This window comes from Halalkalibacter kiskunsagensis (genome assembly GCF_037027555.1).
Classification (GTDB): domain Bacteria; phylum Bacillota; class Bacilli; order Bacillales; family Bacillaceae_D; genus Halalkalibacter; species Halalkalibacter kiskunsagensis.
On the sequence record NZ_JAXBLX010000027.1, the window covers coordinates 35,756 to 62,362 of the forward strand.

Consider the following 26,607-nt stretch of genomic DNA (forward strand, 5'->3'; position numbering starts at 1 on the left):
CAGCTTGAGGGAACTAGCCTTTACTAGCTCCCAAGCTTTATTTATGCTTTTGATTCACTTGTTTCGAAGTTTAAATTTAACTTTTCACTTGTTTGTTCATCTTCGTCATCAAGTTCTCTCATTTCAATTTCTTCCTCGTTACTTGAAAGCATCTTCACATCCATACCTAAGGATTGAAGTTCTTTAATAAGTACTTTAAATGATTCTGGTACACCTGGTTCAGGAACATTTTCTCCTTTAACGATCGCTTCATACGTCTTAACACGTCCAACAACATCATCGGATTTAACAGTTAAGATTTCTTGAAGCGTGTAGGCAGCTCCATAAGCTTCAAGTGCCCATACTTCCATCTCTCCAAAACGCTGGCCACCAAACTGTGCTTTACCACCGAGAGGCTGTTGCGTTACTAGTGAATATGGACCAGTTGAACGAGCATGTAACTTATCATCGACCATGTGCGCAAGTTTGATCATATACATAATCCCGACAGACACACGGTTATCAAAAGGTTCACCCGTACGACCATCATATAAAACCGTCTTTCCATCACGCGCCATACCTGACTCTTCAATCGTTGACCAAACATCTTCCTCGTTAGCACCATCGAATACTGGTGACGCAACATGGATACCTAATTTTCTAGCAGCCATTCCTAGGTGAAGCTCTAGTACCTGACCGATGTTCATACGAGATGGTACACCTAATGGATTTAACATGATATCAATTGGCGTTCCGTCTGGTAAATAAGGCATATCTTCTTCAGGAAGAATACGCGAGATAACACCTTTATTTCCATGACGTCCGGCCATCTTGTCACCTTCATGAATTTTTCGCTTTTGTACGATGTAAACACGAACCAATTGGTTCACTCCTGGTGGCAACTCATCTCCATCTTCACGATTAAAGATCTTCACATCAAGAACAATTCCATCTCCACCATGCGGTGCTCGAAGCGACGTGTCACGTACTTCACGAGCCTTTTCACCGAAGATTGCATGCAAAAGACGCTCTTCAGCCGTTAGTTCTGTTACCCCTTTAGGTGTAACCTTCCCTACGAGAATGTCGCCATCTTTCACTTCAGCACCTGTACGAATAATTCCACGCTCATCAAGATTCTTAAGAGCATCTTCCCCTACATTCGGGATGTCACGTGTAATTTCTTCAGGTCCAAGCTTTGTATCACGAGCTTCTGATTCATATTCTTCAATATGAACAGATGTATACACATCATCTTTTACAAGACGCTCACTTAAAATGATCGCATCCTCATAGTTATAACCATCCCATGTCATGAAACCAACCATAACATTACGTCCAAGTGCCATTTCACCAAGTTCCATAGATGGACCGTCAGCTAAAATTTCACGTTTCGTAACAACGTTTCCTTCTGCTACAATTGGTCGTTGGTTATAGCTAGTTCCTTGGTTCGAACGGATGAACTTTTGTAACTTATATTTATCAAGGTCACCTTTTACTTCCTTGCCATCAATTTCTTCAAGGCGGCGAACCCAAATTTCTTTTGCTGTTACACGTTCTACGATCCCTTTGCTTTTTGAAACAATCGCTGCACCTGAATCCCTTGCAGATACATGCTCCATACCGGTACCGACAATTGGAGCTTCTGGTACAAGCAACGGAACTGCTTGACGTTGCATATTCGCTCCCATTAAAGCACGGTTAGAGTCATCGTTTTCTAAGAATGGAATACAAGATGTCGCAGCAGAAACAACTTGTTTTGGCGATACATCCATATAATCTAAACGTTCACGAGGTACAACAGTGTTTTCCCCACGGAAACGAGCGATGATATTATCATCAATGAATGAGCCATCGTCATTAAGGCGTGCATTCGCTTGTGCGACAACATAGTTGTCCTCTTCATCTGCAGTTAAATAATCAATCTGAGAAGTTACTTTCCCTGTATCAGGATCAACTCGGCGATACGGTGTCTCCATAAACCCAAATTCATTTACTTTTGCATAGGAAGAAAGAGAGTTAATCAAACCAATGTTTGGTCCCTCTGGTGTTTCAATCGGGCACATACGTCCATAGTGGGAGTAGTGAACATCTCGAACTTCAAAGCCCGCACGTTCACGTGTTAAACCACCTGGTCCAAGTGCCGAAAGACGACGTTTATGCGTTAATTCAGCTAACGGGTTCGTTTGGTCCATGAACTGAGATAACTGCGAGCTACCAAAGAACTCTTTGATCGATGCGATAACAGGGCGGATATTAATTAACGCTTGCGGCGTAATCATATTAGGGTCCTGGATCGACATCCGCTCACGAACAACTCTTTCCATACGGGATAAACCGATACGGAATTGATTTTGCAAAAGTTCTCCTACAGAACGAAGACGACGATTTCCGAGATGATCAATATCATCAGTACCACCGACACCGTGTAATAGATTAAAGAAGTAGTTAATAGCTGCAATAATATCAGATGGTGTAATATGCTTCACATCACGTTCAACCATTGCATTCCCAATCACTCGAATCGTTTGTTCCCCATCTTGATCGTTAGGAGCATAAATTTTAATTGATTGCAATGCAATCTCGTCATCATTTACAACACCGCCAGACGCGCGCACATGACGGAATCCTACATTGTTTTCAATGTAAGGCAGGATACGATCGAGTGTACGACGATCTAGCAACGTCCCTTCTTCAGCGATTACTTCTCCTGTTTCAGGGTCTACTAATGTTTCTGCTAGACGTTGATTAAATAAACGATTTTTAATATGAAGTTTCTTGTTAATCTTGTAACGACCAACATTCGCTAAGTCATAGCGTTTCGGGTCAAAGAAACGTGAATCCAAAAGACTTTTTGCATTTTCAACAGTTGGTGGTTCTCCAGGGCGAAGACGCTCATAAATTTCAAGTAGCGCTTTCTCTGTACCGTCTGTATTGTCTTTTTCTAACGAGTTACGAAGATATTCATCTTCTCCTAATAAATCAATGATCTCTTGATCAGATCCAAAACCTAATGCACGCAAAAGAACCGTCACTGGTATTTTTCTTGTGCGGTCGATACGAACGTAAACGATATCTTTAGCGTCTGTTTCAAGCTCTAACCACGCACCCCGATTCGGGATAACAGTAGCTGTAAATCCCTTTTTACCGTTTTTATCCGTTTTTTGACTGTAATATACACTTGGCGAGCGTACGAGCTGAGATACAATAACACGTTCTGCGCCATTGATCACAAACGTACCTGTCTCAGTCATCAATGGAAAATCTCCCATAAAGACTTCTTGCTCTTTTACTTCTCCAGTTTCTTTGTTAATGAGACGAACCTTTACACGTAAAGGCGCAGCATACGTCACATCACGTTCTTTCGATTCATCCACTGGATACTTTGGTTCTCCAAGACTATAGTCAATAAATTCTAGAACTAAGTTCCCTGTGAAGTCTTGAATTGGAGAAATATCTTGAAACATCTCTCTTAGGCCCTCATCAAGAAACCACTGATAGGATGCTGTCTGAATTTCGATTAAGTTCGGCAGCTCCAACACTTCGTTAATCCTTGCATAGCTTCTTCGCTGGCGGTGGCGTCCATACTGAACTAGTTGACCTGTCAACTGATTCACCCCTCAAATCTCGCGTTATAGTATCTAAAAATGTTTACTCCTCTATTTCTGCCATTGATAAAAATAGAATGAAATAAAACATTTTTATCGATTAAGCAAAACTCGCACACTCAATATGTACGGACGTTAAAAGAAAGCTCGATTTCTTTCTCTTAACGAAAAATAGGTAACAAACTTCATTCGATTATATTAGTATAACCACTATTAAACATCGTTATTCAAATATTTCCACTTGACTTTCCTAAAAAAACACGATCTAAAAATAGGTAGTTATACGCATTAAATAACAATATCACAAAAGACAAGTACGGTCAATCTTTTTTTGCTTTAATAATATAGTAGCCTTTTTTCTTTACAACCACTTCTACTTCTTGAAAGAGACTTTGTAATTTTTCAATAGCCGATGGTGCCCCTTGTTTCTTCTGAATAACAATCCAGAGCTCCCCCTCTTTTTTTAAGTGGTGGAATGATTGTTCAAAAATTGCATGTACCACTTTTTTTCCAGCTCGAATCGGGGGATTTGTCACGATTACACTAAAATCTTTTTTTGTAACACTTTCCAAACAGTCACTTTTGTAAATCATCACATTGCTAATAGAGTTTCTTTCTGCGTTGCGACAAGCCAACTGTAACGCCCTTTCATTCACGTCTACCATATGCACTTGACGATTGTGATCAAGCTTTGCCAACGTCAAGCCAATCGGACCATACCCACAACCAACATCTAAAAAATCACCTTCCGTAGCCGGGATAACAAATGATTCAACTAATAACTTACTACCAAAGTCTACCTCTTTTTTAGAAAAAACCCCGCGATCTGAATAAAAGCGAAAGGACATTTCCCTTAATGTGAACGTCCAATCACGCTCGTCACTTTCTACTCCCGGGTTCGCTGAATAATAATGTTCAGACACACAATCACCCCTTTTCTAAGTATTTCCTCTCCATTATAACCAAGTAACCACCTACTTGAGTCTTCCATCTTTGTATTTACTTGCAATCACAAATCGATCTATAACAACTTGAAAAAAAGGACCCGCATAAGCGAGTCCTTCTTATTTAATACTATTACTTAACTTCTACAGATGCGCCAGCTTCTTCAAGCTTAGCTTTGAACTCTTCAGCTTCATCTTTAGAAACGCCTTCTTTGATTGGAGCAGGAGCACCATCAACAAGACCTTTCGCTTCTTTAAGACCAAGACCTGTGATTTCACGAACAACTTTGATAACGTTGATTTTAGAACCACCAGCAGATGCAAGAATAACATCAAATTCAGTTTGCTCAGCAGCACCAGCGTCTCCACCAGCAGCAGCTACAGCTACAGGAGCAGCAGCAGTTACACCAAATTCTTCTTCAATAGCTTTTACTAGGTCATTAAGTTCTAAAACAGTCATTTCTTTAACCGCTTCAATGATTTGTTCTTTAGTCATTTTAAAATCCTCCTATTTATTGTTTTATTTTAATTTCGTTTGTTAACAATCAAGATGCTAAGATGCTCTTAAGCACCTTGCTCTTCTTTTTGTTCTGCAACAGCCTTTGTAACCAATGCAAAACCACGAACTGGAGCTTGAAGTACGTTTGCAAGCATTGAAAGTAGTCCTTCGCGTGATGGAAGTTCAGCAAGAGCTTTCACTTCTGCAACAGTCGCAACTTGTCCTTCAATGACACCCGCTTTAATCTCAAGCGCTTCATGCTTTTTAGCAAATTCGTTAATGACCTTAGCAGGAGCAATAACATCCTCTGTACTAAATGCAATCGCTGTAGGACCTACAAGTTGCTCATCAAGAGCAGTTAGTTCCGCCTCAGCAGTCGCACGACGCGCAAGCGTGTTCTTGTAAACCTTGAACTCAACACCAGCTTCACGAAGTTGCTTACGAAGTTCTGTCACTTCAGCAACCGTCAATCCGCGGTAATCGACTACAACCGTTGATTTACTATCACGTAGTTTCGTCGCAATGTCCGATACTACTTGCTTTTTTTGTTCTAATACGCTCATCCTTACACCTCCTATGGTTTTTCTACCATACCGTTAAAAGAAGCATATAAAAAGCCCCCATGTAGACATGAGGGCATACAAACACAGATCACTGTATCTATTGCTTACCTCGGTAGGAGATTAAGTGTTTCTCACACACCTACTGTCTACGGTATGACATTCAATTTTAATGCGTCTTGTGTAAGACACCCTTAAGAGTATACAGACACAAGACCTATATGTCAATCATTATTTTGCAAGCGCAGTTGCATTTACACGAACTCCAGGTCCCATTGTAGAAGCAATCGCTACGTTCTTCATGTACGTACCTTTTGCAGCTGCAGGTTTAACCTTAACAAGAGTTTCAATGATTGTTTTAAAGTTTTCAATAAGCTTTCCAGTTTCAAAAGAAACTTTTCCAATTGGTACGTGGATGTTTCCAGCTTTATCAACGCGGTATTCAACTTTACCAGCTTTGATTTCATTAACAGCTTTCGTTACATCAAATGTTACAGTACCAGTTTTAGGATTCGGCATTAAACCTTTTGGTCCAAGGACGCGACCTAATTTACCTACTTGAGCCATCATGTCAGGTGTAGCAACGATTACATCAAACTCAAACCAACCTTGGTTGATTTTATTAATGAAATCTTCGTCTCCTACATAATCAGCACCAGCAGCTTCTGCCTCTTTTGCTTTTTCACCCTTAGCGAATACAAGTACACGTTGTGTTTTACCTGTTCCGTTTGGAAGAACTACAGCACCACGAATTTGTTGGTCTGCTTTCTTAGGGTCAACACCAAGACGTACAGCTACTTCAACTGTTTCGTCGAACTTTGCCGTCGCTGTTTTCTTTACTAATTCAATAGCCTCTTCTACTTGATACGCAGTTTCACGATCAACAAGTTTCAAAGCATCTGTATATTTTTTACTTTTCTTAGCCATGCTTATTTCCTCCTCGAATGTGGTTTTAGCGGTAATACCTCCCACTTATGAAAGGTTGCGAACCTATCAAATAGGCTGCAACCTTCAGTAACTTACCAATTAGTCTTCAATCACAATACCCATGCTGCGAGCAGTACCTTCAACCATACGCATAGCTGCTTCTACATCAGCTGCGTTAAGATCTGGCATTTTTGTCTCAGCAATCTCGCGTACTTTATCACGCTTCACTGTAGCAACCTTTTTAACATGAGGTTCTCCAGAACCTGACTCGATTCCAGCAACTTTCTTTAAAAGAACAGCTGCAGGTGGAGTTTTCGTGATGAATGTAAACGAACGGTCTTCAAATACTGTGATCTCAACCGGGATAATAAGACCCGCTTGGTCTGAAGTACGAGCGTTGAATTCTTTACAGAATCCCATAATATTTACACCTGCTTGACCTAATGCAGGACCAACTGGTGGCGCTGGATTAGCTTTCCCAGCAGGAATTTGTAATTTAACCATTTTAATAACCTTTTTAGCCACGTGACACACCTCCTTAAAGTCCGTGATGTGGTATCCGGGTGTTTATATTTTCACCCTCCCACTCAAAAAACGGATGCAATGCTTTGTGCACCCGATGGTTCATTTTATGAAACCAATGTCAACCATGAAGATTCTATCATTTCTAACAAAAGATATCAAGTTTTTTTTAATTAAATCTTTTCGACTTGATTAAAGTCCAATTCCACTGGCGTTTCACGACCAAACATATTAACATGAACTTTTAGCTTTTGCTTATCCATTTGAATCTCTTCAATTGACCCAACGAAGTTAGCAAAAGGACCTTCCTTCACTTTAACAGATTCTTTTACTTCAAAATCAATTTCCGCCTTAGGTTGCTCTACACCCATTTGTTTCAAAATAGATTCAACTTCTTCTTGAAGAAGCGGTGTAGGCTTAGATCCTGCACCTGAAGATCCAACAAACCCTGTTACTCCTGGTGTGTTTCTCACAACATACCAAGAATCATCAGTCATGATCATTTCAACAATGACATAACCAGGAAAAACTTTCTTTGTTACCGTTTTACTTTTGCCGTTTTTCACTTCTGTCTCTTCTTCAACAGGCACAAGCACACGGAAGATCTTATCTGTCATATCCATCGATTCTACACGTTTTTCCAGATTCGTCTTCACCTTATTTTCGTACCCTGAATACGTATGAAGCACATACCAATTTTTTTCCATGTTAACTAGGACGGTTTTGTCCTTCCCTCCTCTTCAATATAGAGCTTGTCTATTACGAAGACAACCTCTAAGCCATTGCATAACTTTTTAAAAGCAATTGTAACGATTACACACAAAAATTACCCGAGCAGGATGCGAACAAGCTCTGAAATTCCATAATCTACAACAAAGAAGAAAACAGAAATAAAAGCCACCGTTCCTATAACAACCCATGTATAACGCGTTAATTCTTTACGATTAGGCCATGATACACGCTTCATCTCTCGTACAACATCTTGAAAAAACTTCCCAATATTTTTCACTCCGCCAGCCAACACAGACACCTCCAGCATCAATCAATATAGACAAATACGTCATTATCTATTCGAAATTATTACATTTTATTGGCAATTCAAACATCATACTAATTACTTTGTTTCACGATGAAGGGTGTGTTCTTGACAAGTCTTGCAGAACTTCTTCATCTCAATGCGGTTACTGTGCGTTTGTTTGCTTTTTTCAGTTACATAATTTCTCGAATGGCAAACATCACATGCTAGTACTACTTTCGTTCGCACGACGCACCTCCACCATTTAAAGTACATACTATCTAAATCTATCATACGCAACATTTCGTGTCAATTATGGGAACAATCTGTAAGATGAGAAAATAGAGGGCGGCACATGTAGAATCTACTTCTATCTAGTAGCACAACCATTTTAGATTATGTACTAGAAGACTTCAGACACTAGCCATGAGCTACCCTCTATCACTTACGATATCGAAACTCCTTTAAGTTCTACATAGCGTTCTAATTTTCGCTTTACTCTCTGTAAGGCATTATCAATTGACTTTACATGACGATTCAAATCAACCGATATCTCTTGATAGGACCTTCCATCTAAATAAAGCATTAATACTTGTCGCTCAAGATCACTAAGAAGTTCACCCATTTTTAATTCAATATCTTCAAACTCTTCTTGATTAATTAACAATTCTTCCGGATCTGTCACACGTGTTCCACAGATTACATCTAGCAAAGTTCGATCAGATTCCTCATCGTATAAAGGCTTATCAAGAGAAACATATGAATTTAAAGGAATATGTTTTTGTCTTGTAGCTGTCTTAATAGCTGTAATGATCTGCCTCGTTATACAAAGCTCGGCAAACGCTTTAAAAGAAGACAGCTTGTCCCCATTAAAGTCACGAACCGCTTTATAAAGTCCAATCATTCCTTCTTGAACAATATCCTCATGGTCAGCACCAATTAAAAAATAAGATCTTGCTTTAGCACGAACAAAATTCTTATATTTATTAATTAAAAACTCTAGCGCACCACTATCACCATTTCGAACAAAAATGACTAATTCATCATCTTCCACTGTGTCATAAATCGGTTTTACCTTGGTTTCTTGAAGGTCCATGCTCACGACAATCCCTCCGACCTTTGCTGTTGTCTAAAGTATAGACCCATTATATAGCACAGTTTTCCAGCTGGTCAACCACGCATCAACGCTGTCGACGCCATTTTTCAAAAATTTCAGCAATTTCATCACTAAGCGGAATTTTTGTCGAATTTCTCCTTTTTTGCGTATTTTGTACTTCTGTGTCGATACCCTTTTCAATCGTTTCTGTTTCAAGTAATAATTCACGTGCAGACTTCCTTAGTGCACCACTTCCAAAGATCAACGATTGCTCAGTGAAATCAGATGTTGCCACGTGGATACGTGTATCAATTCTTTTTAACTCATTTACAAGCTTCTCAATTCGTTCATCTGCTGTCTCATTCTTACGTGTATAAAGGACATCGACACGATGGTTATGGTAGCTCTTCCCTATCCCTTCAACCATATGAGCATCAAAAATTACTTTTACTTTATAACCTGTATAGGCTTGGTACTCAGCCATAGCTTCAACGAGACGATCCCTTGCAAGTCCCAAGTCTTTATCTTTTAATATTCGGAGTTCAGGCCATGCTCCAATCATGTTATAGCCGTCAACAAGTAAGATATCCTTCATCTCACTCACTACCTATTTCATGGCGTCTCCGATACACTTCATACATAAGTAAACTTGCCGCCACCGAGGCATTTAAAGACGTAACGTGACCAACCATTGGGATCTTCACTAGGAAGTCACATTTTTCTTTTACTAGGCGACTTATTCCTTTTCCTTCACTACCAATGACAAGTCCGATTGGCATCGTAAATGTGGCCTTACGATAATCATCAGAACCTAATGCATCCGTACCAGCAAACCAAATGCCACGTTTCTTTAGCTCATCCATTGTTCTTGCTATATTGGTTACTCTGACAACAGGAACATATTCAATCGCCCCTGTTGAAGACTTGGCAACCGTTTGTGTTAGTCCTACTGCACGTCGTTTTGGGATAATCACTCCATGAGCACCTACTGCATCTGCTGTACGTAAGATCGATCCAAGATTATGAGGGTCCTCCACTTCATCTAATATTAGGAAAAATGGATCCTCCCCTTTCTTACTCGCAGCATCAAATAAGTCGTCAATCTCTGCATACTCATATGCAGCAATAGAAGCAACAACACCTTGATGATTATCTGTATCCACAAGCTGTACTAATTTCTTTTTTGGAACATGTTGAATGAGTACACCATTTTCCTTTGCTAACTGAACAACTTTGGTCATTTGCCCTTTTTGCGATCCTTCTGCAATCCAAATTTTATTGATTGAATGACCTGATTTTAGCGCTTCAATAATCGGATTTTTTCCGGTAATAAACTCTTGACTCATTTTCTTTTCCTCCTTTCTTCTGACTTATTTATTCTCTATAATGATAACGGCTTTTTTCATAATTTCATCAAGACGCTCTTCTTCTCCTTGGAAATAATGATATCCTAATAATGCCTCAAAACCAGTTGAATACCGGTATGTATTTAAGTCGGTATTTTTAGGGATTGAACCCGATTTTGCATTTCGTCCTCGCTTAAATATCGCTACTTCTTCATCGGTTAAAAAGCCTTCATCAAGTAGCCCACCCATAATAAACGCTTGAGCTTTTGCTGATACGTACTTCGTTGCCTCAACATGGAGGCGATGCGGCCTAACATTGCCTTTAGCAATGAGATAATAGCGAATATACATATCTAATACCGAATCACCCATGTAGGCAAGCGCTAATGCATTCAATTGCTTGAAATCTACCTCAGCTTCAATGATCTTCATATTATCCTCGTTTCCAACGAACACCTTGTGCCGTATCCTCTAAAACAATGCCTTGTTCTTTTAATTCATCACGAATTTGATCTGCAAGCGCAAAGTCTTTTTGTTTTCTTGCTTCATTTCGCTGTTTTATTAATTGCTCGATATCAGCATCTAATAGTTCTTTTTGTGAATGCAAGGTAAGGCCTAATACATTTGCAAACTCATGAAATAGCGAGATAAAGGATTCGATCACTTTTTTCGATGTTTGGTCTTCACGAAGATAACGATTTGCCTCTTTCGCTAAGTCAAACAATACAGCAATTCCATTTGCACTATTAAAATCATCATCCATTTCCTGAATAAATCGTTGTTTTTGCGCAGCGACTCTCTCCAACCAATCTGCCTCTTGCCCAAGATCCGCTGACTCTTCTAATCGATGTTCTAAACTTGAAACAGCTGTTTTTAATCGTTCAAGTCCGTTCCGAGCTCCGTCTAGTAATTCATCACTGAAGTTAATTGGGCTGCGATAGTGTGCTGTTAACATGAAGAAACGCACGACTTCTGCAGAATGTTGTCGAATGATTTCATTTGCCAAAACAAAATTTCCGAGTGATTTCGACATTTTTTCATTATCTATGTTAATAAAACCGTTATGCAGCCAATAATTTGCCATTGGTTTACCCGTTAAAGACTCAGATTGAGCAATTTCATTTTCATGATGAGGGAAAGATAAATCTTGACCACCAGCATGAATATCAATCGTATCCCCCAAATACTTCTTTACCATTGCTGAACATTCAATATGCCACCCTGGTCTACCTTCTCCCCACGGACTTTCCCAAGATACTTCGCCTTCTTTTGCTGCTTTCCAGAGAACAAAATCGAGCGCATCTTCTTTCCGTTCATCAACTTCAATTCGCGCTCCAGACCGTAAGTCTTCAATGGATTGAGAAGAAAGTTTGCCGTACCCTTCAAATTTTCGCGTTCTAAAGTAAACATCTTCCTTTGATTCATAGGCATACCCTTTGTTGACCAACGCCTGAACAAACGCAATAATCTCCGGAATCGTTTCTGTAACACGAGGATGAATATCAGCTTCCTTTACACCAAGTGCACATGTATCATGGTGATACGCTTCAATAAATCGATTGGCCACTTTAAATACATCTTCGCCTAGTTCATTGGCTGCACGAATAATTTTATCGTCAACATCGGTGAAATTCGAAACAAAAGTTACATCATAGCCTCGGTATTCCAAGTATTTCCGAACCATATCATATACAATCGGCGGCCTTGCATTCCCAATGTGGATATAGTTATAAACCGTCGGACCACAAACATACATCTTTACTTTTCCTTCCTCAATGGGAATGAACGGTTCCTTTGTTTTAGTCAGACTATTATAAACATGAATAGACATCTAATTGACTCCTTCTTTCTTTTTCTACTACATTATGCTAAAAGCTAATCCATTGATGAAGATTTATGCCAATGTTCTCGCTCCGCTTTTAATGCTTTTATTTCCTCTTCTAATTCTTTTAACTTATCGGCAATCGGATCAGGTAGGGTGTGGTGATTTAGTCCATGCTCTACTTTCACTCCGTCTTGGATCACAATTTTCCCTGGGATCCCTACAACCGTTGAGTTAACGGGTACTTCTTTTAACACAACGGACCCAGCACCTATTCTTGCATTTTCTCCAATTTTAAAGGAACCTAATATTTTAGCCCCAGATGCGATTAACACACCGTCTTCCACTGTCGGGTGCCGCTTTCCTTTTTCTTTGCCCGTTCCTCCAAGTGTCACTCCTTGATAAATCGTCACGTTATTTCCGATTTCACACGTTTCTCCAATAACAACTCCCATACCATGATCAATAAATAAACGTTGACCGATCACAGCCCCAGGGTGAATTTCAATCCCTGTAAAAAATCGACTAATTTGTGAGATTACCCTGGCTAAGAAATACATTTTCCGTCTCCAAAACCAATGTGCAAACCGGTGTGCCCAGATTGCGTGAACACCTGAGTAGGTAAAAATAACTTCAAGTCGACTTCTTGCAGCAGGATCTTGTTCAAATACAACATCAACGTCGTTTAATAATGTTCGAAACTTCTTCCTCATGTGTTCTCATCCCCCTTTTCTACAAACCCGAGCATAATTGTTTGCCTAACAAGCAGCTATAACATATAAAAAAGCACCTCCGTGCATGTATATGCACAGAGGCGCTTTTGCGCGGTTCCACTCTGTTTACGAATAGGCTAACATTCTACCTACTCATCTCTATAGCTTGTAACGAAGCTACTCGCTTTTTCCTACTCTAGTATCATTTCAGAAAAAGGCTCTAGGGTGCATGTTCAAAGTAAGATACCTAAACCACTTTCAGCCAATGATGGTTCTCTCTGCAAGGAGTTACTCACTTTTACTTTTCCCTTTCAACACGGTACCATTATTTATTTAATAAACTCTCTAAGCGTGCAATTACAACTTCTTTACCAAGAAGTTCAATGGAATCTGGCAAATCACGGCCATGAGTTTGACCTGTTGTTGCTACACGAATCGGCATGAACAACTTCTTGCCTTTATGTCCAGTTGCTTTTTGAGTTGCTTTAATCGAAGACTTAATGTTCGCTGACGTAAACTCTTCTATTGTTTCTATCTCTTTTACAAATTGAGCTAATATTTCAGGAACTTGCTCTTCATCTAAAACAGTTTGTGCCTCTTCATTATACTCAATTTTCGTCTTAAAGAAAAGTTCTGTTAATTCAACAATTTCTGCCCCATATTGCAATTGCTCTTGATACAAGCCAATTAGTTTCTTTGCCCACTCTTCCTGCTCTGCTGTCATGACCTCTGGTAACTTACCAGCCTTTACTAAGTGAGGCAAGGCAAGACTTACTACCGTATCAAGTTCTGCATTCTTAATGTACTGATTATTCATCCAAGCCAATTTATCTGTATCAAATACCGCAGGAGCTTTCGATACTCGCTCTAACGTAAATTGCTCTCCCAATTCTTTCATTGAGAAAGTTTCTTCTTCACCAACTGGAGACCACCCGAGTAGCGCCAGAAAATTAACTAATGCTTCCGGCATGTAACCTAATTCTTTATATTGTTCAACAAACTGTATAATCGATTCATCACGCTTACTCATTTTTTGACGGTCAGGGTTTAAGATAAGTGATGCATGCGCAAAGCGAGGTACATCCCAATCGAATGCTTCATATAACAAGACTTGTCTTGGTGTATTCGATAAATGTTCTTCTCCACGAATCACATGAGAAATCTTCATTAAGTGATCATCAATCACGACCGCAAAATTGTACATAGGAATGCCGTCTTTACGCGCAATAACAAAGTCACCAATTCCATCAGATTCAAAGGTAACATGGCCACGAACAGCATCATCAATCTCAATGACCTTGCCCTCTGGAACACGGAAACGAACAACAGGCTTAAGACCTTTCGCTTCATATTGATTGCGTTGTTCTTCCGTTAAATTTCGATCACGTCCACTGTACTTTGGCAATTCACCACGAGCCTTTTGTGCCTCACGTTCAGCATCAAGTTCTTCTTCTGTCATGTAGCAATAGTAAGCCTTCCCTTTTTCAAGAAGCTGCTCAATATACTCCTGGTATAAACCTACGCGCTCCATACAGCTATACGGCCCATACTCACCACCAACATCAATACTCTCATCCCAATCAAGACCAAGCCACTTTAAACTTTCTAATAACTTTTCTTTTGCCTGATCGACATTACGAGCTTGATCCGTATCCTCAATACGAAGAACAAATTTCCCTCCTTGGCTTTTTGCAAATAAATAATTAAATAGCGCTGAACGAGCACCACCAATATGTAAATGTCCTGTTGGACTAGGAGCAAAACGAACGCGAACGTCACTTCCCATAATAAACACCTTCCATTTCTATCATCACTTTTTATACTTTCCCTATTTTAGCATAGAGTACCCTCAAAAAGGTTGGATTTTAACCTTTTTGAGGGTACTACTCTTAGCAATGAGCGGAGCCGTCGTTATCTTTTAAGCCTTTTGAGCGAACTTCTCAAAAGGCGCACGACGTGCGGAGCCATTGCCTCTTCCCCGAATACTTCTCAAAAGGCGTACGGCGTGCGGAGCCATTGCCTCTTCCCCGAAACACTCCTCAAAAAGGTTGATTTTTACCTTTTTGAGGGTACTCTTATGGCTGCTGTACTAATAAAATCACAGCTTGAGCGGCAATACCTTCGCCTCTACCTGTAAATCCTAATTTTTCAGTTGTTGTTGCTTTCACATTCACCTGAGTCGTATCCGCTTCTAATAACTCGGCAATCCGTGTTCTCATATCTTCAATATGAGGAGCCATTTTGGGCTTTTGGGCAATAATGGTACAATCGATATTTCCTAATTGGTAGCCTCTCTCTTTCACCAGATTCCATACATGAATTAGAAGCTTTGCCGAATCAGCATCTTTAAAGGCACTATCTGTATCAGGGAAATGCTTTCCGATATCTCCTTCTCCGATCGCTCCAAGTGCCGCGTCAGCAATTGTATGTAATAAAACATCAGCATCAGAATGACCAAGCAGCCCTTTCTCGTATGGAATTGTAATTCCTCCAAGTATTAGCGGTCTTCCTTCAACTAATTGATGTACGTCAAAACCTTGTCCAATTCTCATCATGACTTCCCTAACTCCCTTTTCTGTAAAATAGCCTCTGCTAACAGCATATCATCGGGGGTAGTAAGCTTAATATTTTGATAGTCCCCCTCGATCACACATACCTCATGACCTAACCATTCTACTAGGCTCGCGTCATCTGTCCCAATCATTCCCTCTTGTTTTGCTCGTGTGTGTGCTTCTTGCAATAGAGACAGTTGGAACGCTTGTGGAGTTTGGATCTGCCACAGTTCCTCTCTATTTAACGTATCGACGACTTTCCCTTTTTTTACTCGCTTAATGGTATCTTTAACCGGCACCGCTACGGTTACTGCCCTTTTTTCCATGGCTGTTTCAACGAGTCGGTGAATCACATCAACCGTAATAAATGGACGAGCACCGTCATGCACAAGTACAATCTGCTCTTTATGTAGTGAATCAATCCCATTTTTTACACTTTGCTGTCTTTCTTCTCCACCACAAATGACTCCGGATATTTTCTGAAATCCCATTTCCTTTGCTAAGTTCCACATCATTTGGTGTTCCGTTTTATTTGCCACCAAAATGATGTTTTCACACCACGAATCATTTTCAAACAAACGAAGTGTATGAACAATTAGCGGTTCTCCTGCCAACTTTAAAAATTGTTTGTTTCTCCCCGCCTTCATTCTTTTCCCTTGCCCGGCAGCGGGTATGACGACACTATAGTTCATCCGAGTTCTCTCCTATTACTATACGTACTTATGTGAATATAAAGGTTCGATGATCGCTCACACTTATTCACAAAATCGATTTCATTTTAGCACGTTCTACCAACAATGTGCATATGTTTGTTTTCAGAAATGCTTGTACAATTGGCTTTTGTACAAAAGAGAAGCGCCACCTTCCTTTTAGAAGTATAGCGCTACTTTTAAATATATCACTTTTATTATAGAGCCTTTTCAAGCAGTTTTGGTTTTGCAAAGATCATTCGGCCAGCACTTGTTTGAAGAACACTTGTGACAACAACGTCAAGGTGCTTTCCGATATAATCACGTCCACCTTCGACGACAATCATTGTGCCATCATCTAAATAAGCGACACCTTGGTGCTGTTCTTTTCCATCTTTAATCACTTGTACTTTAAGTTCTTCCCCAGGTAAGACAACTGGCTTTACTGCATTAGCTAAATCGTTAATGTTCAGAACGGAGACTCCTTGTAATTCACAAACTTTATTTAAGTTAAAATCATTCGTTACAACCATCCCTAAAGAAACTTTCGCTAATTTAACAAGCTTGCTATCCACTTCTGAGATCTCTTCAAAATCACCTTCATAAATCTCAACATTAATCGGTAGTTCTTTTTGAATTTTATTTAAAATATCAAGCCCACGACGACCTCGGTTTCGTTTTAATACATCTGAAGAATCCGCAATATGTTGCAGTTCTTCTAATACGAACTCAGGGATGACAAGTGTCCCTTCTAAGAAACCAGTTTTACAAATATCCGCAATTCGCCCATCAATAATGACACTTGTATCAAGAATTTTTAATTGTTTTCCTACATTAACGTCTACTTCTTCATCCTCTTTTTTCTTGCCTAAATTTCTCGTAATGGTAAATAAATTAATAAGTTCATCTCGTTTTTTGAAACCAATTTGAAATCCAAAATACCCTAAAAATATGGTTGTGAAAATTGGAAGGACAGTACTAACGATTGGGATGTTAATGGCATTTAACGGAATTCCGATTAAATAAGCAACAATTAGACCAACAATCAAACCGAGCGTTCCGAATAACACATCAGTTACAGGGGCCCGTACAATTGCTTCCTCAAGTAGTTTCATCACATTTACAATATAATCGGTAAGCCAAAACGTTGCAAAAAAGAAAATAATAGCACCAATCACTGAACCAGCATAAGAATTCATAATCCAAACAGGCATTTCGCCTAAATTTAAGATATGGATAAGTTCTGGGATGAAGATAAAACCTAATGTTCCTCCAACTAGAACGAAAAAAAGCTGTACAATTCGCTTCAGCATCCATATTCACCTCCTTTTATTATTATAGACAAGAATACAGAATTGAAACCTATCAAACTGCATTTCACATAAATTCTCAGAATTCTTCCGTACTTCTTAAACGTACCAAATGAGTAATTTTTTGTCAATTCTGAAAACTTATCATTATACCGTTACGGTTCTCATTTCTCAAGTTTAGATATGACGATCAACAAATAATTGTTCTTGAATGCGATTCATTCCATCTTTAATCATTTTTGCTCTTGGTTCGCCAATTCCTTCTACCTCATCTAAATCATTAATACTTGCGAACATAATGTTCGATAAATTTCCGTATTTCACAATTAAATTCTCAATAATTGATGACGGCAGTCTTGGTATACGATGCAAAATTCGGTATCCTCTCGGGGCAACTGCTTGCTCTTGAATATTAATATTTTTTCCATAACCTAGTGCCTTAACAATTTCTTGTTCATCTAACAGCTCTTCTGTGTCAAACTTCATTAGTTCTTTTAAAATTTCGTTCACATTCTGATTGCGATTTTTCACATAGTCTTTCAGTAAAAGAGCAGCTTCTTTCTCAGTGTTGGCAACTAATTCATTTAGTTGCATTGTAATTAATCTGCCTTCATTTCCTAACTCATTAATATAATTTAAAATTTCACGTTTAATCCGAAGTACCATCTGCACGCGATGGATCACTTGTGTGACTTCATGAAACGTAACTAGTTGTTCAAACTCTAATGCCCCTAAATTGGTAATTCCTTGATCTAACACAACTTTATACTTTTCCAATGTTTGAATGGCTTGATTTGCCTTAGTTAAGATAACCCCTATATCCTTTAATGAATAACGATGTTCACCTTGATAAAGAGTGATCACATTTCGTCGCTGTGAAATGGAAACGACTAAATTTCCAGTTTGTTTGGCAACACGTTCTGCTGTACGATGACGAATTCCCGTTTCATTTGAAGTAATCCCGTTGTTTGGAACAAGCTGTGTGTTTGCATATAAGATCTTTTTGCCATCTTCACTTAGGATAATTGCCCCATCCATTTTCGCTAATTCATATAAATACGCTGGGGAAAAGCCACAATTAATAAAGAATCCTCCATCGACAATTGGGACCATTGCATTGTCATAGCCAATGACGATTAAACCACCTGTTTTGGCACGTAGGACATTGTCAATTCCAGCTCGTAAATCTGTTCCAGGAGCCACTAACTTCAAAACATTTTGGATAAAAGCATCACGCTTTTTCCCTTCACTCATTTATTAACCTCCTAATCCAACCTCTAATGCTCTCTCTAATGTTGATACACCAATCACTTGAATGTCTTTAGGATACGTCCATCCTCCTAAATTCTTCTCTGGAATAATTGCCCGTTTAAAGCCTAACTTTGCAGCTTCATTTACTCGTTGTTCAATTCTTGAAATACGTCTAATTTCACCAGTTAACCCGACCTCTCCTATCGCTACATCTGTCGGGCTTGTCACTTGATTGCGGAAACTTGAGGCTACACATATTGCGATAGCTAAATCAATTGCTGGTTCATCGAGCCGTATTCCTCCTGCTACATTTAAATATGCATCTTGATTTTGTAAAAGAAGTCCCACTCGCTTTTCGAGGACCGCCATTAATAACGATACACGATTATGATCAACTCCAGTTGCCATTCTCCGTGGATTTCCAAAACTGGTCGGTGAGACTAATGCTTGAATTTCTACAAGTACAGGCCTCGTTCCTTCCATCGATGCAACAACAATGGACCCTGCTGCTCCTTGAGATCGATCCTCTAAAAAAATTTCAGATGGATTGAGTACCTCTTCAAGACCCAACTCTTTCATTTCAAATATACCCATTTCATTTGTTGATCCAAACCGGTTTTTAACTGCACGCAATATCCGATACGTATGATGTCGTTCTCCCTCAAAATACAAAACAGAGTCAACCATATGTTCAAGCAATTTCGGTCCAGCAATCGAGCCTTGCTTTGTCACATGTCCAACAATAAATATGGCTATCCCTCTTGTTTTTGCGACTCTCATAAAAGCAGCTGTACATTCTCTCACTTGGGCAACGCTTCCCGGAGCTGACGTAATGTCTTCTTGATATACAGTTTGAATAGAATCAATGATAACAAGTGTTGGCTGTACTTCATCTATCGCACGTTCAATAATCGAAACATCGGTTTCAGCTAGCACAAATAAATCAGTTGATGAGACACCTAACCGCTCAGAACGTAATTTGGTTTGTTTCACCGACTCCTCACCTGATATATATAATACTTTATGCTTTGTTTCAGCTAACTTGGAAGAAAGCTGTAGCAATAGTGTAGATTTTCCAATTCCAGGATCTCCTCCAACAAGTACAAGGGATCCGGGTACAATTCCCCCACCAAGAACACGATCAAGCTCCATCATTGTTGTACTAATTCTTGCCTCGGTTTCGCTTTTTACTGACATGATCGATTGCGGCTTTGATCCAGTAGAAGCAGATGTTACGTAGCTACGACTTGCTTGTTTGCTACTTGGTTCAAATTCCTCCACCATTGTGTTCCAGCTTTGGCACCCAGGGCACTTGCCCATCCATTTTGCAGATTCATACCCACACTCTTGGCAGACGAACTTTGTTTTTTTCTTTGCCATCTTGTTACTCCCTTCTACCTAGTACCTCTATTGTAACAGAGTAGGTGGGAAAAGTTCTCTGACAGAGCTTGTTGAAAAAGGTCGGTTTTAGCCATTTACTTAAAATTGATACATTCAATTAATATCCTCGTATGAATCAGATAACATTAGTATATGGTTAAAAGCCGAGGGATTATGACCCTCCCTCGGCTTTTTGTTTATTTAAAAACTATTATTTTAAGGTTGTTATACTTGCAAATTCTCTTTTTCTCCAACCGTTTTCACAAAAAGCTCATTGTCTTTTACATCGATAATTGCCTTTTGCCCTTTTGAAATCGTCCCTTTTAACAATTCTTCTGACAAACGATCCTCCACTTGCTTTTGCAATGCTCGACGCAGTGGACGCGCCCCGTATTCTGGATCAAATCCTAAATCAGTAATTTTATCTTTTGCTGCTTCCGTTAACTCTAAATCAATTCCTTGTTCAAATAATCGAGTTTTTAGTTGATCTGCCAATAATGTAATAATTTCACGAATGTGTCGTTTCTCTAGAGAATGGAAAACGATAAGTTCATCAATACGGTTAAGGAACTCCGGACGGAAACTACGTTTAAGTTCTTCCATCACTTTCCCTTTCATGTCCTTATATTCCTGATCTTCACTTTCTGTTGTAAACCCTAGGAACTTACTTCTACTTAGCGTACTTGCACCAACATTCGATGTCATAATAATCGCCGTGTTACGGAAATCAACTGTTCTTCCTTTCGAATCCGTTAAGCGGCCATCCTCTAATACTTGAAGAAGAATGTTAAAGACCTCAGGATGGGCTTTTTCAATCTCATCTAATAAAATAACTGAATATGGCTTACGACGAACTTTCTCCGTTAATTGACCACCATCATCATGACCGACATAGCCTGGAGGTGAACCAACAAGACGACTTGTCGTATGCTTTTCCATATACTCAGACATATCAATTCGAATAACTGCGTCTTCATCTCCAAATAACGTTTCAGCCACCGCTCTTGCAAGCTCTGTTTTCCCTACCCCTGTTGGTCCTAAGAAAATAAATGAACCAATTGGACGCTTTGGATCTTTAAGACCGGCTCTTGCACGACGAACTGCTTTTGAAATCGACTTAACCGCTTCTTCTTGACCAACAATTCGTTCATGTAGAATTTCTTCCATTTTAAGTAAACGGTCTGTTTCTTCCTCTGCTAACTTAGAAACTGGAATTCCCGTCCAACTAGCAACGACTTGCGCAATATCTTCAACTGTAACCTCAGTATCTTCTTGACCCTGCTTTTTCTTCCATTCATTCTTCATCTCTTCTAATTCTTCACGCAAGCGTTGTTCGGAGTCACGTAACGATGCCGCCTTTTCAAACTCTTGGCTTTGAACCGCCGCATCCTTTTCTTTTCTTGTTTCCTCTAGACGCCCTTCAAGCTCTTTTAAGTTAGGTGGTGCTGTATAGGACTTAAGACGAACCTTCGATCCAGCTTCATCTATTAAATCAATTGCTTTATCTGGTAAGAAGCGGTCAGATATATAGCGATCTGACATTTTGACTGCTCCTTCAATGGCATCATCTGTAATAGTCACTCGGTGATGCGCTTCATAGCGATCACGTAGTCCTTTTAAAATTAAGATCGATTCCTCAAGTGTTGGCTCATTTACTTGAATTGGTTGGAAACGACGCTCAAGTGCAGCATCCTTTTCAATGTACTTTCGATATTCATCAAGTGTCGTTGCACCAATACATTGTAATTCTCCGCGAGCTAGCGATGGTTTTAAAATGTTAGAAGCATCAATCGCTCCTTCAGCACCACCAGCTCCGATTAAAGTATGAAGCTCATCGATGAACAAAATGACATTTCCAGCTTGGCGGATTTCATCCATCACTTTTTTCAGACGATCTTCAAACTCACCACGATACTTCGTTCCAGCAACAACTGTCCCCATATCTAGTGTCATAACACGCTTGTTACGCAATGTTTCCGGTACTTCATTGGCAATAATTGCTTGAGCTAGCCCTTCTGCAATGGCTGTCTTCCCAACACCCGGTTCCCCAATTAAAACAGGGTTATTTTTCGTCCGACGACTTAATACTTGGATAACTCTTTCAATCTCTTTGCTTCGGCCAATCACTGGATCAAGTGATTCCTCTCTAGCAACAGCCGTTAAGTCACGCGCTAAACTATCAAGAGTCGGCGTGTTCGCGTTACTAGATCCGGCACTTTGACTAGAAGAATTACCAACTTCATTGCTTCCTAAAAGTTGTAACACTTGCTGACGAGCTTTATTTAAGCTAACACCTAAATTATTTAGTACACGAGCTGCTACTCCCTCTCCTTCACGAATGAGGCCAAGTAGAATGTGTTCTGTTCCAACATAAGAATGTCCTAACTTACGAGCTTCATCCATTGAAAGTTCAATGACTTTCTTTGCTCTTGGAGTATAGTGAATTGTTTTTGAACCTTCTTGTCCTTTTCCTATTAACGTTTCTACTTCTTTTTGAATCTTCTCAGAACCAAGTCCAAGAGCTTGAAGCGCTTTAGCAGCTATTCCTTCTCCCTCTCTTATCAGCCCTAAGAGAATATGTTCTGTTCCGATATTATTATGTCCTAATCTTACTGCTTCTTCTTGCGCTAACGCTAATACCTTCTGTGCTCGCTCTGTAAAACGTCCAAACATCATTGACGTCCACCTCCAAGATTATTCGTTCGTTTCTTCCTCTAATTTTACCCTTTCTCTAATAAGGGTCGCTCTTCTTTCATCGCGCTGCTCTGCTGATAAGACTTCGCCAGCATACTGTTGCAAAAAACCTGGCTGTGTCAAAATCATGAGCTCATTTAATATGTTCCCTGAAAGACCTTTAATCAACCCTAAATCAATACCCAACCGTACATTTGATAAACGCTGTGTCGCTTCTTTTGATTCAATCAATCGACTATGAGCCAAAATACCAAATGAGCGATGAACCCGATCTTCTAGTTGCAACCTTGATTGATCTAGGAGAACTTCTCTAGCAGAACGCTCTTGTTGAATAAGCTGCAAAACGACTCCTCGTAAATCTTCAACAATGTCCTCTTCTGATTTTCCCAAGGTGATTTGATTAGAGATTTGAAATAGGTTACCTAAAGCTTCGCTACCTTCCCCGTAAATTCCTCTAACAACTAATCCTAATTGATTAATTGCTGGCAAAATACGATTTAATTGTTGAGTCATAGCAAGAGCTGGCAGATGCATCATCACGGATGCACGTAAACCTGTCCCAACATTTGTTGGACAACTTGTTAAGTATCCTCTTTTTTCATCAAATGCATATGTGAGGCGTTGCTCAATCCAATCATCGATCTTGTTTGCTTTCTCCAGGCCTTTTCCTAATTGGAAACCAGGAAGCAAGCATTGAATTCGAATATGATCTTCTTCATTAATCATAATGCTTACAGCCTCGTCTTTATCAAGCAAGACCGCTCCATACTTCGAATGATCCGCTAAATGAGGACTTATTAAATGTTTTTCAACTAAGACTCGCTTCTCATTTTGCTTCATCTCATCAATTCGAAATAACTCAAGTGAGCCAATAGCTTGATACTCTTCATTGGTTAATGCATCTCCAACATGCTTACAAGTTGCATATGACTCTTCCATCGAAGCAAGAAGGGGAAACTTATATTCTTCAAGGTTCCTAGCTAATCTTATTCGGCTACTTAGGACAATATCCGAATCTGGGCCATCTTTTTTCATCCAAGGGCTTAATGCTTCTGAAATAAATTGTTGGAGTGACATAATCTCAGCCCTCCTTTTTCTCGTTCTTTTGTTTTTCTAATAACCGAATTTCATCTCGGAGTTCAGCAGCTTTTTCAAATTCCTCTTGTTCAATGAACTGTTTAAGTTCCTCTTTTAAAGATTCAATTTGCCGCTGCAATTGAATACCCCCACCAATTCTCTCAGGAAGCTTTCCGGCATGTGTATGATTGCCGCTATGCACTCGTTTCAAAATAGGACCCAGTTTCGTTTCAAAACTTTTATAGCAATTGGCACATCCAAATCTCCCTACTTGAGTGAATTGTTCATAAGTCATCCCACATTTTTCACAAGACGGTTTAGTATCTGCCTCTGCTTTCAATGGTTGTTCAAAATGTAGTAAACCGGATAAAAGTTGATGGATCGAAAAGCTATTTGTTCCAGGAAAATAATCTCCCTTTTCTTTCGCACATTGTTCACAAATATGAAATTCTGTTTTCTCACCATTTATAATTTTGGCAAAATGTAAACTTGCTTTCCTTTTATTACATTCCTGACAAATCATTGAATCTCCTCCTCCCTTAAGAGAATTCTTTGTATTTTAATGTTTCTAGCATCGCTTTCACGATATTTGCACGTACTTCATCCCTGTGAGCAACATTAGCATTATACAGCGTTCGATCTAAAACACTTATCATAATATTTGCCTCTCTTTTGGTGATTGCTTTTTCATCAAATAACCGTAAAATTATGTTCTCTGCTGTATGTTGGTCGATAGCTTTTCCTGTAATCTGAATCATTTGGTCAAATAGATCTAGGTGGTCATGAGGACTGACTTTCATGATACGTATATATCCCCCTCCACCCCTTTTGCTTTCAACTTGATAACCTTTTTCTAAGGTGAATCTCGTTTGAATTACATAATTGATTTGCGAAGGGACACATTGAAATTTTTTAGCGATTTCACTTCTTTTAATTTCTAAAGGATCATTACCACTGTTACGTATCGTAGCTTTTAAGTATTCTTCAATGATGTCAGATATATTTCTCAAACTTTGCCCTCCCCTCACCGTTTGACTTTGACTATCTTTGACTATATTGATATTATATGCTCAATAACGCAAAAGTGCAATATGTATGCTTACTATTAGTATAACCAGGCATGCCTACTCGAAAACCATATGTTATGAGATTTTATGACGTTGCTTTACTAAAGATAAACATGAGAAAACGAGGCTGAAAAAAATCCGTCCTCCTCTATCTATATGTGACAATAGATGATTTTGAACCATTCTTTAAACAACCTCGTATCATTTATTAAGAAGCTAACACTTGCCCTACAAGCTCTTTAGACGTAAATTTGTGATAATTTTTGTTTATTTTTTTCACTTTGATATAATCTAGGTACTTCTCAAATTCACTTGTTGCATCTGGTTGTCCAACTAAATAAATCGCAGTCCACCCTCGTATCTTTGCTTCTTTTTCAATCGTACCTGCTAATGTTTTATACCAACGTTGTTGATTAGCTTCTAGGCGATTTTGATATTTATCCCGGTGATTAGCGCCTGAAGCCATTCTCTCTCTAGCAGCCACTCCCTCATACTGCTTCCAGTCTTCATCCTCAAAATTTAAGTGATACGCAAGTTCTTTCTTCACTTCTCCTAAACTAGTTTCAATTGTAAAGATGTCTTCTTTTTGAATAAATATAATCCCCTCGGTTGGAAACTGCCCTTGAATTCTTTCTAGTTGATTTAAAACAGGTTGCTTCTCCCAATGAAACTCATTTTCCAATGATATTTGTAGTTTTTTTATGAGAACCTTGCCAGTAGCAGATGCAATAAGGACTACACTTTTGGGTAATTCTAGTTGTAAATTATTAAACTCCTCTTGCACCTGTTTTTTTACCTTTTTATATGCAGCTAAATTTTGATGCTCGCTTGAATGAATATACTCTTCTAGTTTTTTTAATCCATTTTTCAAACGGATCTTCCATTCTCCTTTTTGTTGATCATTGCTTGTTTGATCTGTGTTTAAATAAATGGTTAAGCAGCCTTCTTTGCAATCGTGTTCTTTTAATTGTTCGAGTTCTTTTGCAAATGTCATTTTCGCTTCCTCCTTTGAATATGGAGATCGATCTCCACTTCTTAGAGGTCTATATCCTAGTTCCAGTTTAACTAAACATGTTTCTGTTAATCGTTGTCCCAATATATGATTTTTTGTTTAGTTTTAAATGTCTTTGTAAAGAAATGGTGATTATTTATTGTCCGGGGAATTAGTTTTATTTCTTGTGAAAAGTTAGCACTTGTTACAAATATACATTTAAAAGAGAGGGTGGGGACTTTAAAGTAAGTAGTATTTTATATTAGATTAAGGGCAGTTTATTTGTTTATTGACAGAGAGAACGTCTTCTTACTAGAGATTACTCATGGGGTAACAATTGTTCCTTTGAAGTAGATGTTGCCCCTTCCGAAGCTTTATCTTAATACAACCTTTCTACTCCTTCCTTCCCTTGTACGGCGGAAGCCTGGCAACGTCCTGGCTCGCCATTTCTCTTCTACGGGGAAGCTTGACTTGATGCTTTTTCATTGAAAGGGATTCTTGATGTTTTACGAAGAGAAACGCGCTCGTCTCACAGGGGGACATGATGTATTTCAGGGAAGCTTATTCA

General features: G+C 39.1%; 26 protein-coding genes and 2 other annotated features. All 26 genes read right to left on the reverse strand.

Going from position 1 to position 26,607, the window contains the following annotated elements; all coding sequences use genetic code 11:
• Positions 1-41: 41 nt before the first annotated feature.
• Positions 42-3,584, reverse strand: a complete 3,543-nt coding sequence (rpoB, locus tag SLH51_RS15910) for a DNA-directed RNA polymerase subunit beta (RefSeq protein ID WP_335962336.1) — start codon at positions 3,582-3,584, stop codon at positions 42-44.
• A 320-nt stretch (positions 3,585-3,904) separates the two neighbouring features.
• A complete protein-coding gene (locus SLH51_RS15915) occupies positions 3,905-4,507 on the reverse strand; it encodes a class I SAM-dependent methyltransferase (protein WP_335962337.1) in 603 nt (200 codons plus the stop codon).
• A 154-nt stretch (positions 4,508-4,661) separates the two neighbouring features.
• Positions 4,662-5,024 carry a 50S ribosomal protein L7/L12 gene (rplL, locus tag SLH51_RS15920; protein ID WP_335962338.1) on the reverse strand — a complete coding sequence of 121 codons (363 nt, stop codon included), beginning with the start codon at positions 5,022-5,024 and terminating at the stop codon, positions 4,662-4,664.
• Positions 5,025-5,092: 68 nt separating this feature from the next.
• Entirely contained in the window at positions 5,093-5,590 is a 498-nt protein-coding gene (gene rplJ, locus SLH51_RS15925; protein WP_335962339.1) for a 50S ribosomal protein L10, read from the reverse strand.
• A 38-nt stretch (positions 5,591-5,628) separates the two neighbouring features.
• Positions 5,629-5,760, reverse strand: a sequence feature (ribosomal protein L10 leader region).
• 58 nt (positions 5,761-5,818) lie between these two features.
• Positions 5,819-6,559: a 50S ribosomal protein L1 gene (gene rplA, locus SLH51_RS15930; protein ID WP_335962340.1), complete on the reverse strand. Its 741-nt coding sequence runs from the start codon at positions 6,557-6,559 to the stop codon at positions 5,819-5,821.
• Positions 6,560-6,613: 54 nt separating this feature from the next.
• On the reverse strand, positions 6,614-7,039 hold the full coding sequence (rplK, locus tag SLH51_RS15935; protein WP_335962341.1) for a 50S ribosomal protein L11: 426 nt from the start codon (positions 7,037-7,039) through the stop codon (positions 6,614-6,616).
• Positions 7,040-7,209: 170 nt separating this feature from the next.
• Positions 7,210-7,743 (reverse strand): transcription termination/antitermination protein NusG, encoded by a 534-nt coding sequence (gene nusG / locus SLH51_RS15940; protein ID WP_335962342.1) that lies wholly within the window; start codon positions 7,741-7,743, stop codon positions 7,210-7,212.
• Positions 7,744-7,862: 119 nt separating this feature from the next.
• Complete coding sequence (gene secE / locus SLH51_RS15945) at positions 7,863-8,057, reverse strand: preprotein translocase subunit SecE (protein WP_335962343.1); 195 nt, start codon at positions 8,055-8,057, stop codon at positions 7,863-7,865.
• A 93-nt stretch (positions 8,058-8,150) separates the two neighbouring features.
• On the reverse strand, positions 8,151-8,300 hold the full coding sequence (gene rpmG / locus SLH51_RS15950; RefSeq protein WP_335962344.1) for a 50S ribosomal protein L33: 150 nt from the start codon (positions 8,298-8,300) through the stop codon (positions 8,151-8,153).
• A 196-nt stretch (positions 8,301-8,496) separates the two neighbouring features.
• Entirely contained in the window at positions 8,497-9,153 is a 657-nt protein-coding gene (gene sigH / locus SLH51_RS15955; RefSeq protein WP_335962345.1) for an RNA polymerase sporulation sigma factor SigH, read from the reverse strand.
• A 79-nt stretch (positions 9,154-9,232) separates the two neighbouring features.
• Entirely contained in the window at positions 9,233-9,742 is a 510-nt protein-coding gene (locus SLH51_RS15960; RefSeq protein WP_335962346.1) for an NYN domain-containing protein, read from the reverse strand.
• A gap of 1 nt (position 9,743) precedes the next feature.
• Entirely contained in the window at positions 9,744-10,493 is a 750-nt protein-coding gene (gene rlmB, locus SLH51_RS15965) for a 23S rRNA (guanosine(2251)-2'-O)-methyltransferase RlmB (RefSeq protein ID WP_335962347.1), read from the reverse strand.
• Between the two features lie 24 nt (positions 10,494-10,517).
• Complete coding sequence (locus SLH51_RS15970; RefSeq protein WP_335962348.1) at positions 10,518-10,925, reverse strand: Mini-ribonuclease 3; 408 nt, start codon at positions 10,923-10,925, stop codon at positions 10,518-10,520.
• A 1-nt stretch (position 10,926) separates the two neighbouring features.
• Complete coding sequence (gene cysS / locus SLH51_RS15975; RefSeq protein ID WP_335962349.1) at positions 10,927-12,324, reverse strand: cysteine--tRNA ligase; 1,398 nt, start codon at positions 12,322-12,324, stop codon at positions 10,927-10,929.
• A gap of 44 nt (positions 12,325-12,368) precedes the next feature.
• Complete coding sequence (gene cysE / locus SLH51_RS15980; protein ID WP_335962350.1) at positions 12,369-13,028, reverse strand: serine O-acetyltransferase; 660 nt, start codon at positions 13,026-13,028, stop codon at positions 12,369-12,371.
• 94 nt (positions 13,029-13,122) lie between these two features.
• Positions 13,123-13,352: a binding site (T-box leader), on the reverse strand.
• Between the two features lies 1 nt (position 13,353).
• The gene (gltX, locus tag SLH51_RS15985) at positions 13,354-14,814 is read right to left on the reverse strand and encodes a glutamate--tRNA ligase (RefSeq protein WP_335962351.1); all 1,461 of its coding nucleotides are present in this window, start codon (positions 14,812-14,814) and stop codon (positions 13,354-13,356) included.
• A gap of 289 nt (positions 14,815-15,103) precedes the next feature.
• Entirely contained in the window at positions 15,104-15,583 is a 480-nt protein-coding gene (gene ispF / locus SLH51_RS15990) for a 2-C-methyl-D-erythritol 2,4-cyclodiphosphate synthase (RefSeq protein WP_335962352.1), read from the reverse strand.
• Positions 15,580-16,272, reverse strand: a complete 693-nt coding sequence (gene ispD, locus SLH51_RS15995; RefSeq protein WP_335962353.1) for a 2-C-methyl-D-erythritol 4-phosphate cytidylyltransferase — start codon at positions 16,270-16,272, stop codon at positions 15,580-15,582. Before ispD ends, ispF begins: the two co-directional genes overlap by 4 nt.
• Positions 16,273-16,487: 215 nt before the next feature.
• Positions 16,488-17,582: a PIN/TRAM domain-containing protein gene (locus SLH51_RS16000; protein WP_335962354.1), complete on the reverse strand. Its 1,095-nt coding sequence runs from the start codon at positions 17,580-17,582 to the stop codon at positions 16,488-16,490.
• Positions 17,583-17,756: 174 nt separating this feature from the next.
• The gene (gene disA / locus SLH51_RS16005) at positions 17,757-18,833 is read right to left on the reverse strand and encodes a DNA integrity scanning diadenylate cyclase DisA (protein WP_335962356.1); all 1,077 of its coding nucleotides are present in this window, start codon (positions 18,831-18,833) and stop codon (positions 17,757-17,759) included.
• Between the two features lie 3 nt (positions 18,834-18,836).
• Positions 18,837-20,210, reverse strand: a complete 1,374-nt coding sequence (gene radA, locus SLH51_RS16010) for a DNA repair protein RadA (protein WP_335962358.1) — start codon at positions 20,208-20,210, stop codon at positions 18,837-18,839.
• A gap of 225 nt (positions 20,211-20,435) precedes the next feature.
• The gene (clpC, locus tag SLH51_RS16015; RefSeq protein WP_335962359.1) at positions 20,436-22,886 is read right to left on the reverse strand and encodes an ATP-dependent protease ATP-binding subunit ClpC; all 2,451 of its coding nucleotides are present in this window, start codon (positions 22,884-22,886) and stop codon (positions 20,436-20,438) included.
• Positions 22,887-22,904: 18 nt separating this feature from the next.
• The gene (locus SLH51_RS16020) at positions 22,905-23,981 is read right to left on the reverse strand and encodes a protein arginine kinase (protein ID WP_335962360.1); all 1,077 of its coding nucleotides are present in this window, start codon (positions 23,979-23,981) and stop codon (positions 22,905-22,907) included.
• A 4-nt stretch (positions 23,982-23,985) separates the two neighbouring features.
• Positions 23,986-24,504 (reverse strand): UvrB/UvrC motif-containing protein, encoded by a 519-nt coding sequence (locus SLH51_RS16025; RefSeq protein ID WP_335962361.1) that lies wholly within the window; start codon positions 24,502-24,504, stop codon positions 23,986-23,988.
• 16 nt (positions 24,505-24,520) lie between these two features.
• A complete protein-coding gene (locus SLH51_RS16030; RefSeq protein WP_335962362.1) occupies positions 24,521-24,991 on the reverse strand; it encodes a CtsR family transcriptional regulator in 471 nt (156 codons plus the stop codon).
• 265 nt (positions 24,992-25,256) lie between these two features.
• Positions 25,257-26,042, reverse strand: coding sequence for a VLRF1 family aeRF1-type release factor (locus SLH51_RS16035; RefSeq protein WP_335962363.1), 786 nt, complete (start codon positions 26,040-26,042; stop codon positions 25,257-25,259).
• Positions 26,043-26,607: the final 565 nt, after the last annotated feature.